Source organism: Kluyvera sp. Awk 3, from assembly GCF_028069715.1.
Taxonomy (GTDB): domain Bacteria; phylum Pseudomonadota; class Gammaproteobacteria; order Enterobacterales; family Enterobacteriaceae; genus Kluyvera; species Kluyvera georgiana_A.
In genome coordinates this window covers 1-9253 of record NZ_JANEWH010000162.1, presented here as the reverse complement: position 1 = coordinate 9253, position 9253 = coordinate 1, and the positions used below count along the sequence as shown (strand labels likewise).

The 9253-nt window shown below is 50.9% G+C and carries 6 protein-coding genes and 2 tRNA genes; 5 read left to right on the top strand and 3 right to left on the bottom strand.

Features of this window, described 5'->3' with window-relative positions:
• Positions 1-8 precede the first annotated feature (8 nt).
• The 4 genes from NNN71_RS21835 (at position 9) to NNN71_RS21820 (ending at position 5519) form a co-directional block, all read left to right on the top strand.
• Positions 9-2591 carry a fimbria/pilus outer membrane usher protein gene (locus tag NNN71_RS21835; RefSeq protein WP_271459329.1) on the top strand — a complete coding sequence of 861 codons (2583 nt, stop codon included), beginning with the start codon at positions 9-11 and terminating at the stop codon, positions 2589-2591.
• Positions 2592-2606: 15 nt separating this feature from the next.
• Positions 2607-3953, top strand: a complete 1347-nt coding sequence (locus NNN71_RS21830) for a fimbrial protein (RefSeq protein WP_223802922.1) — start codon at positions 2607-2609, stop codon at positions 3951-3953.
• Complete coding sequence (locus NNN71_RS21825; RefSeq protein ID WP_271459328.1) at positions 3953-4678, top strand: fimbrial biogenesis chaperone; 726 nt, start codon at positions 3953-3955, stop codon at positions 4676-4678. The genes NNN71_RS21830 and NNN71_RS21825 overlap by 1 nt, the downstream gene beginning before the upstream one ends.
• A gap of 220 nt (positions 4679-4898) precedes the next feature.
• The gene (locus NNN71_RS21820; protein WP_271459327.1) at positions 4899-5519 is read left to right on the top strand and encodes a helix-turn-helix transcriptional regulator; all 621 of its coding nucleotides are present in this window, start codon (positions 4899-4901) and stop codon (positions 5517-5519) included.
• 268 nt (positions 5520-5787) lie between these two features.
• Here the strand turns inward: NNN71_RS21820 and NNN71_RS21815 are convergent.
• Both NNN71_RS21815 and mtfA read right to left on the bottom strand, forming a co-directional pair.
• Positions 5788-5863 (bottom strand) — tRNA-Asn (locus NNN71_RS21815).
• A 100-nt stretch (positions 5864-5963) separates the two neighbouring features.
• Positions 5964-6761 (bottom strand): DgsA anti-repressor MtfA, encoded by a 798-nt coding sequence (gene mtfA, locus NNN71_RS21810; protein ID WP_167575511.1) that lies wholly within the window; start codon positions 6759-6761, stop codon positions 5964-5966.
• 90 nt (positions 6762-6851) lie between these two features.
• On the opposite strand from mtfA, the gene NNN71_RS21805 reads away from it, so the two are divergent.
• Positions 6852-6941, top strand: a tRNA-Ser gene (locus tag NNN71_RS21805).
• A 267-nt stretch (positions 6942-7208) separates the two neighbouring features.
• Here NNN71_RS21805 and NNN71_RS21800 read toward each other — a convergent pair.
• Positions 7209-9185 (bottom strand): alkyl/aryl-sulfatase, encoded by a 1977-nt coding sequence (locus NNN71_RS21800; RefSeq protein WP_271459326.1) that lies wholly within the window; start codon positions 9183-9185, stop codon positions 7209-7211.
• Positions 9186-9253 lie beyond the last annotated feature (68 nt).

The following is a 9253-nucleotide window of genomic DNA, read 5'->3' as shown; positions in this document are numbered from 1 at the left end:
ATTTTGGACTGCCTTTAGAGTGTAAGACCCGGCTTAAACCTTTGGTATTGCTTTTGTGGATGATGACACCACTTATGGTTTCAGCGTCGAATATGCCTGCTCCTGCGGAAACAGAACCATTTGAGTTTGATAACAGTATGTTGATCGGTGCGGCTAAAAACCAGAATATTCTTGCTCGTTTTGATAAAGCGGATACGGTTGCGCCTGGAGAGTATCAGGTAGATATTTTCATCAACGGAAATTTTTATAATCGTCAGGCGGTATTGTTTTCTGCAGATAAACAAAACCAGGTTTCTCCCTGTTTTTCGCGCGAGCAGCTTATTGCTATTGGCATTATGCCAGGGAGCATTCAGGCCAAAGATGATCATGATACCTGCTTGCGGGTGACTGAACAGGTTCAGGGGACCAGCGCTCAATTTGATTTTTCCCAGCTGCGCCTGAATATACTTATTCCGCAGGCGCAGATGATGCATACGGCGCGCGGGGCGGTGCCTCTGGAGAGTCTTACCGCCGGTGATAGCGTATTTTTTACCAACTATGACACCAACTTTTATCGCACCCAGGCAAGCGGTAATTACAACAGCGATTCGACTTATCTTGGGCTTAATTCCGGGATAAATATGGGGTTATGGCAACTTCGCCAGCTATCAAATTATACCCGCTATTCCACGAACAATGGCCCGGACAGCAGTCATTGGAAATCGGTCAGAACCTATGTTCAGCATCCCATCCCGGCAATCAATAGTGAATTGACGTTGGGTGACAGCTACACCTCCGGCAACTTTTTCAGCAGTCTTGGCTTTCTTGGCATCCAACTGGAAACCGACGATCGCATGATTCCGGAATCTCAACGTGGCTATGCGCCGACAATTCGTGGTATTGCCTCGACAACGGCTAAGGTCACGGTTAGCCAGTCGGGCACGCAAATTTATCAGACAACTGTCGCACCTGGTGCCTTTGTTATCGACGATCTTTATCCGACCAGCTACGAAGGTGATTTGGTGGTCGAAGTTCAGGAAGCGGATGGCCGCGTGTCGTCATTTACCGTTCCCTTCGCGGCCGTACCCGGCTCAATGCGGCCTGGTCGTTCGCACGTCAGTCTGTCGGCAGGCCAGGTGCGAGATATTGGCGATAGCGACGATATGTTCGCCGATGCCACCTGGCAGACCGGCCTGACTAACGCCATCACCGCTAACTCGGGGGTGCGTATTTCCGATGGCTATCAGGCTTTACTGGGCGGCGCTGTCTTTGCGAGTGAACTCGGGGCGTTTGGTGTCAACGCCGTTTATTCCCGGGCCAATATGTTTGGCAACTACCTGACAGGTTGGCGATTTGGTGCCAACTATAGCCGTACGTTTGTACCGACATCCACAACGCTGGCCTTGGCGGGTTATCGATATTCAACTGAAGGATATCGCGACTTAACCGACGTATTGGGGGTTCGTAGTGCGGCGAATAGCGACAGTACCTGGACGTCAAGCACCTACGAACAGAGAAACCAGTTCGTTGTGACATTAAGTCAGGGGCTTGGTCAGCTAGGGCAGACCTATATTTCAGGTTCAACCACTACCTACCATGGCGGGCGTGGTCGCGATACGCAGTATCAGGTGGGTTATTCCAATCATTATAACTCGCTCAGTTACAACCTTTCGTTGAGTCGGCAGCAGACAGGACGTACGCGGTATGGTGTACAAAGTACAGACGTTAATGATGGCGGTGGTGTCAGTAACAGTCGCACTGAGAATGTCTACATGTTTTCTGTCTCTCTCCCGTTGGGGGCGGGATCGCGTTCACCGATTCTGACGTCAGGATATAGCCATCAGTCAGACAATGGCGGCCACGATAGCTATCAATCGTCGCTGACGGGTACCCTTGGGGAGTCGCAAAACACCGCTTATAGCCTTAATGCCGCTTACGATAACGGCGGTAGCGGTAGCAGCGCGGGCGCCAGTCTCACTCAGCAACTGCCTTTTGCAACCATCGGAGGGAGTCTCTCGCACGGCAAAGATTACACCCAGTATGGCGCGAGCGCGCGTGGCGCGGTGGTGGCTCACGCGGGCGGCGTAACGCCGGGGCCATATTTATCCGATACATTTGCATTAGTTGAAGCGAAGGGGGCCAGCGGTGCCCTGGTGGGGGGAGGAATGGGAGCGACGATTAACGATTCCGGTTATGCGCTTGTTCCTTCGGTGATTCCCTACACCTTTAACGATATTACCCTGGATGCCAAAGGGATCAGTAATCCCAACGCCGAACTGGTCGACAACCAGCAACGTGTAGCGCCTTATTCTGGAGCAATGGTGAAAGTGCACTTCAGAACGCTTGAAGGCTATGCCCTTTTAATCAAACTTGCGCCGGGAGGAGGGGAGCCGTTACCGCTTGGTGCAGAGGTTTACGATAGCAAAAATCGGGTTATTGGCCTTGTGGGGCAGGGTAATCAAATTTATGCGCGAGCATCCAGCCGACAAGGCACGTTAAAGATCAAATTGGGAGATGCCGTTGGCGGGCAGTGCCTTTTGAACTACGACCTTCGCGGCCAGGAAATGAATAAGTCAATGTATCACCTGACGCTGCCGTGTCGCCGGAATTAATGTGAGTAACAGCGAATGAAAAAGTATCTCTCTATACCAATACTGCTGGTCGTTGGGATTGGCTTGCCGCAGCTCTCCTGGGCAATGTGCTACCGTATTACCGGGACGAACACAAACTCGGCCTCAAACTATTATACCGAGCCGGGGAAAGGGACGGCGGCCTCCTGGGATGGGATGCCGGATGGCGCTGGCTCTATAGGGACGCTGCCTACCGTGGTGAATATCAATAACAGCGCTTTTCAGCCAGACGGCACGCTGTTAGCCACGGGGATTGTTCCGATGGTCGGGAATCAGGTCTATAACCCGGAGCAGATCCTGTTTCGCTGCCAGGCTGCTGATATTAATAATCTTTATGAATATTACGCGACCAACGGTGATTCAACTTATGCGGGTCACGTGGAGGTAGGGACGGCTGCGGGTTTACCGCAAAGCTACCAGACTTATGTCCCCGGAATGGCGCTGCGCGCAACCAATATGCTGACGGGGGAGTATTACAGCCGTTACTGGAAGGCTCGGCAGCTTACCAATCTTGATACAGATTCGCAGGGCTGGCTTTTAGTGAAAGCGAAAAATTTCAGTAATACCAAAGTGGAGCTGTTTCGCCTCAGCACCAGCGCTGGCGGGTGGGGAGCCACCAGTACCGGCATTTATCCCCAATCGCAACCGGCTACTTATATCGCTTTTAAGGGGCCGGGATTTTCTAACGGTTTGAGCGTAGGCGCTGATTCTAACTCGCAATATGATGGCTGGTATGGCTACTGGCCGGGGGGCGTTAACCTCTATAACCGTCTGTATATCCGCCGCTCTGCGACCTGTGTTGTCAATAATGTGACGCCATTAGTCCTCTTCCCGACGATTTCTGTTTCCCAACTGCAGGCGGGGGCAACAGTACGACAGCCCATTAATATTTCATTTAATTGCCAGACAGGGAGCCCGGCTAACAGCGGGGTGACATCATTCACGAGTGGTGTCGCGGTAAATCAGACCGCAATGGGTATTCTGGTTAATCCGGGTAATGCCGCGACGGCAACGTCATTAGGCCTGACAACAGGCTCTGGCGTCACTTATTTGGTTTCAGATAACTACGGTACGGATCCTTCGGTCGCTACCGGGGTAGGGATTCAGATAAGCAGAACCAACGGAACGCCGCTTAATTTACTCAGTTCGTTAAGTGGTTCGGTATTGGGTGGAAACGCGGCGGGCTGGTATCCGCTTCTGGATGATGCCGTAGGCGGGAGTGTGGTGAGCGGCGTGACGACCTATTCCAAAACGTTAAATGCGACCCTAAAAGCGTTACCTGGAAAGACGGTTACCGCAGGTAAAGTGAGCGCAACCGCGCAAGTAATTATTCAGGTGCAGTAATGAACAAAATAAGTATAACGGTTGCGGGGGTGTTGCTGCTATTGCTGAGTCAGCTGGCGTTAGCCGGCGTGATGGTGGAATCGTCTCGGGTGGTCTTTTCCGCTGCTGACCCTGAGCGTTCGCTGATGCTATTCAATAGTAATGCATACCCGGTTATCGTCCAGAGCTGGGTTGATGATGGCTCACCAGACGGTACGCCAGAAAAAGCGGTCAACTCACCGGTTATGCCGCTGCCCGGTATTTTTCGTCTCGAGCCTGGAGAGAGGAAAAGTCTACGATTACTGGCGACACAGATGCCGTTACCTACCGACCGTGAGGTGTTGTACTGGCTTAATATCTATGAAATTCCGCCAGCGGATGTCCACCTGCCGAAAGAGGCGATGTTGGTAAAAGTTGCGGTACGCTTACAGTTGAAACTGTTCTGCCGTCCCGCTCATCTCGAATTGTCCGTCGATGATGTGGCGGAGAAACAGCAGTTCAGCCTTATCCGACAACCCGGCTCGCTGGCGCTGAAAGTGATAAATCCTACACCGTATTACGCCACTTTTGACCGCGCCGAGGTGACAGATGGCACCAAATCACAGCAGGTAAATATTGGTATGTTGGCGCCCTTTGCCAGTAAAACGCTGCTGCTCAATGGGAATCTGATCGCCTTGCCAAAAAGAATCCATTTTCTACTGATAAATGATGATGGGAATCGTGTAGAGAGGAATGACTCCCTATGAGAGATGCTTTTGTTGTATCGCATATCTCCAGGTTTTTTACGCGTTGTTAAAGAATCGACTGTGGCCACTCTGATTGGATACAGAGTAATCATGTCCTGATGAAGATTGAATACTCTATTGTCGTCGAATATTCATTCGACTCGGCGATATAAAAAAGACGCTCGCGGGTTGAGGATTCAACTCTGCTGAGGATGGGTTTAATTAAGTTTTGGCATAAGTAATGATTAATATTGTTATCAAAGATTCAGATGTGTTATTTCAGCGTGGGCTGACCTGGTTTTTCAGTGATTTCTTTTCCAATGAGCAGATGAAAATTGAATTCAATTATAGCCTCACGTCCGAAAGTGTTAAAGTGGCTGACATCATTGTCCTTTCCTTGTGTCCCGGAGAGTGTTTTATTTGTCTACCTGAATTACAGCTACGCAAAAAGGGGATTGTGATTGGCTTTATTGATGATGAAACACGAGTTTCAGCTCAGCGTTCCTGTTTTCAGGATATTATCTTTATTCCTCGCCGGGCGCCCGTGACGCAGGTACGCACAGCATTCAATACGGCCTGGCGGAGAGTACAGCATGAAGGCTATCCCCAGTCATCGGTCTCATGTTTTGACTGTCGGCAGCAAACCCTAACCGCTCAGCAACTTCGTATCATGATCGGTTTATACAAGGGGATGTCGGTTATGCAAATTGCAGGCGAGTTAGTGATTAGCGATAAAACAGTATTCACGCATAAATATCGCGCTATGCGGAAATTTAATTTGCGCAGCGATTACGAGTTAATGCGACTACTTGATGAAATGGGAAACAGGAATGATTGGCAAAATATGTCCATGAATATATAAAACCATCGTATAAAGAGAGTAGTAGGTTGCCGTTGAGTTTTTCGCTTAGGGCTATAATGCGGTTGTTGTCGGGATGTGCCGGGAGCATCAGTAAGTTTAGAGAGGGAATGGACAGGCGTTGTACTTCGGATTCGGACATCGGTAACGGCGATAGAGGGGGCTTCTATACACTTTCCCTCCCAAATCCACACGCCAGGAAGTCGTTTTCCAGACAAATCCATTGAATCAAAAAGCAAAAAGCCTGCTCGAAAGCAGGCTTTTCTAAATTTGGCTCCTCTGACTGGACTCGAACCAGTGACATACGGATTAACAGTCCGCCGTTCTACCGACTGAACTACAGAGGAATCGTGTGAACGAGGCGCATAGTACTGGGCACGAATATTTGTGTCAACACTAAATTTAACTTGCTGATTCAATTGGCTGAATTTAGCACAAGGTGTTGTTTTAGTGTACTGCCGGGGGATTTTCATCCTGCTGGCTATTATCTCGCAACCGCTGTAATGGGTCCTGGCCGTAGAAACCGCAAAAACGTTGCCACAGCGCCGGGAAGCGTGGAGCGAAAAGTTCGGGCGCGCTGAAAAAGTACTCCGAAAGCACCGCAAAACATTCTGCCGGGTCGGTCGCGGCGTAGGCATCGATGCTGGCGGCGTTTTCGCCAACTAAATCAATCTCATCCTGGATATTATTCATGGCGGCATGCAGGTCGTGCTCCCAACCCGCCACTTCACGCAGCGGGATAAACGGCACGCCGCTGGCGCGGTCACCGTTGCGCGTATCGAGCTTATGCGCGACTTCATGAATAATCAGGTTAAAACCGGAAGCATCGAAGGAATCCTGAATATCGAGCCAGTTGAGTACGATAGGCCCCTGTTGCCAGCTTTGCCCGGACTGAACTATCCGCTGGTTGTGCACCAGCCCAATATCATCCTCCCATTCGTCGTCGACAATAAACGGGGCGGGGTAAATAAGAATTTCATGGAAACCATCGAGCCACTCTAAGCCAAGCTCCATGACCGGCAGGCAGAACAGCAGCGCAATACGCGCTTCGGTGATCGGTTCAACGGTTAGCCCCTGTAAAAACACCATCCGCTTTTGCTGGAGGAATCGATCGGCAAGCTGGACCAGCTTCACCTGTTCGTCCGTAGACAGATTGGCTAACAGCGGGATCGCCAGGGCCTGCGCCCACGGCAAATCAGCTTTATCGGCAGTGTCACTCGCTTTCCAGGGCCATTTAATCATCATTCTGCTCGTAAACTCGTCACTTGAACGTAATTGAAGAGACTGGGTCTGTTAAAATGCCAAAATTCCTGGCATGATGGCAACCATCAAAACGGAGAGATGCCGGAGCGGCTGAACGGACCGGTCTCGAAAACCGGAGTAGGGGCAACTCTACCGGGGGTTCAAATCCCCCTCTCTCCGCCACTATTCAAGCACTTACGTCGTTTCATTTCAGTGACTGAAATCCCACTGAGAAAATCCTTCGAGAAAACAATGCACCGGAAATGGCTTCCGGCGTGTATCTATTTTACCTCTTTTTGTGCGATGTCGGGCTGGCCTCATCTCGCGAGCATACACTCATAAGTACCATTCCTGAATGGAAGCAGAACATTAGGGCGTGGTTAATATGGATTGGGTTTTAAATGAGCTAATAAAAAGCTGCCCGTAGGCAGCTTTTAAACACCTCAAGCATTACGGCGTGACGATATTGAACCAGAATTCAAATTTGTCCATGTAGCCCAGCATCTCATCAAGCTTAGCACCGTTGCCGGTGACCTTAACTTCACCTTTCTCTTCAGCCTGCTTGAGCGTTTCTTCTTTCAGGATGATCTTATTTAGCGTCGCGCGGTCGAGCGCGATAGTCGCATCGGCATCTTTCGCTTCTGCGTTCGCCGTGTGGTTCAGCACGCCGTTTTCCAGCTCCAGCTTGTATTTACCGCCATCGCTGCCAAGGTCAATGTTAAACACCGACTTCGCTGTGCCGGCTTTCTCGCCGTTAATATGGACCGCCAGATAGTCGAAGAACATCTCTGGTGTCATCGCGCGCACGGTATCCGGGCTGGCCGTATTTGGCGTAGGTCCTTTCACCACGCCGTTACGCAATTCCTGCGCGCCGGTCAGGTAGAAGTTACGCCACGGGCCAGATTCTGCCTGATAACCCAGCTGTTCCAGCGCATCCGCTTCAAGATTACGCGCGTCCTGGTTATTCGGGTCGGCAAACACAATTTTGCTGACAACCTGAGCCACCCAACGGTAGTTGCCGTGATCGTAGTCCTCTTTGGCCTTCTTCATGATGGCGTCTGCACCGCCCATATAATCAACGAACTTCTTCGCCGCTTCTTCAGGTGGCAGTTCATCGAGGGTTGCCGGGTTGCCATCGAACCAGCCAAGGTACAGCACATAGGTCGCCTTCACGTCATGACTCACAGAGCCATAGTAACCACGGTTTGCCCAGGTGTGTGCCAGGCTATCCGGCAGCTTGAAGTTGGCGGCAATTTCATCACGGGTCAGGCCCTGGTTAGCCATGCGCAACGTCTGGTCGTTGATATAACGATAGAGGTCTCGCTGGCTCTTCAGCAGGTTAACCACATTTTCGTTGCCCCAGGTCGGCCAGTGGTGTTGGGCCATAATGATTTCAGCTTTGTCGCCCCAGCGAACAATCGCTTCGTTGATGTACTTCGACCACGGCAACGGCTCACGAATTTTCGCGCCGCGCAGAGAGTAAGTGTTGTGCAGGGTGTGGGTTACGTCTTCCGCAGACTCGATGAGTTTTTTCTCTTCGATATACCACAACATTTCAGACGGAGCCTCAGAACCCGGCGCCAGCATGAAGTCGTAGGTCAGGCCATCAATCACTTCTTTCTGGCCGTCTTTGTCGATGATATTGGTGGGGGCAATCAGGGTAACCGTACCTGCTGAGGTTGTGGTACCGAGACCCGCGCCAACCTGGCCCTTCGCATCAGGCTTCAGCAGGTTGCCGTACATGTAGCTGGCACGACGGCTCATAACGTTACCGGCCATGATATTTTCCGCCACCGCGGCTTCCATAAAGCCTGCCGGTGCATACACCTTCACTTTACCGGATTTCACGTCGGCTTCATCCACGACGCCGCGTACGCCACCATAGTGGTCAACGTGGCTGTGGGTATAAATAATCGCGACAACCGGTTTTTTACCGCGATGTTTGTAGTACAGGTCCATCCCGACTTTGGCGGTTTCGGCAGAAACCAGCGGGTCAACGACCGTAACGCCTTCTTTACCTTCGATGATGGTCATATTGGAGAGGTCGAGGTTACGGATCTGGTAGACGCCGTCGGTGACTTCAAATAGGCCGCTGATGTTAATCAGCTGAGACTGGCGCCACAGACTTGGGTTGACGGTATCGGGGGCCTTTTCACCTTCTTTGATAAACGCATACTGCTGGGGATCCCAGATGACGTTACCCTGTTCGCCCTTGATAACGTCAGCAGGCAGAGCGGCAATAAAGCCCTTATGCGCATTAGTAAAATCGGTATTGTCAGAGAATGGTAATTGGTTATACAGCGCGTCGTTGGCTTTTTTGGTGATGTCGGTTGCCTCTTTGGGGGTGATATCAGCATAAGCCGGCAGAATGACCGTTGACATCAGCCCGGCAAGCGCCAGACTTTTGACAATAAGCTTCAGTTTCATTGGAACCCTCTTTGACTTGTTGGACCGGATAATACATTTACGACACTAACTTCTTAATACATCTACAG

Bases quoted from the DNA above. Each gene is read 5' to 3' on its own strand.
- NNN71_RS21800 (WP_271459326.1), bottom strand. From the start codon at position 9,185: ATGAAACTGAAGCTTATTGTCAAAAGTCTGGCGCTTGCCGGGCTGATG.
- NNN71_RS21820 (WP_271459327.1), top strand. From the start codon at position 4,899: ATGATTAATATTGTTATCAAAGATTCAGATGTGTTATTTCAGCGTGGG.
- NNN71_RS21825 (WP_271459328.1), top strand. From the start codon at position 3,953: ATGAACAAAATAAGTATAACGGTTGCGGGGGTGTTGCTGCTATTGCTG.
- NNN71_RS21830 (WP_223802922.1), top strand. From the start codon at position 2,607: ATGAAAAAGTATCTCTCTATACCAATACTGCTGGTCGTTGGGATTGGC.
- mtfA (WP_167575511.1), bottom strand. From the start codon at position 6,761: ATGATGATTAAATGGCCCTGGAAAGCGAGTGACACTGCCGATAAAGCT.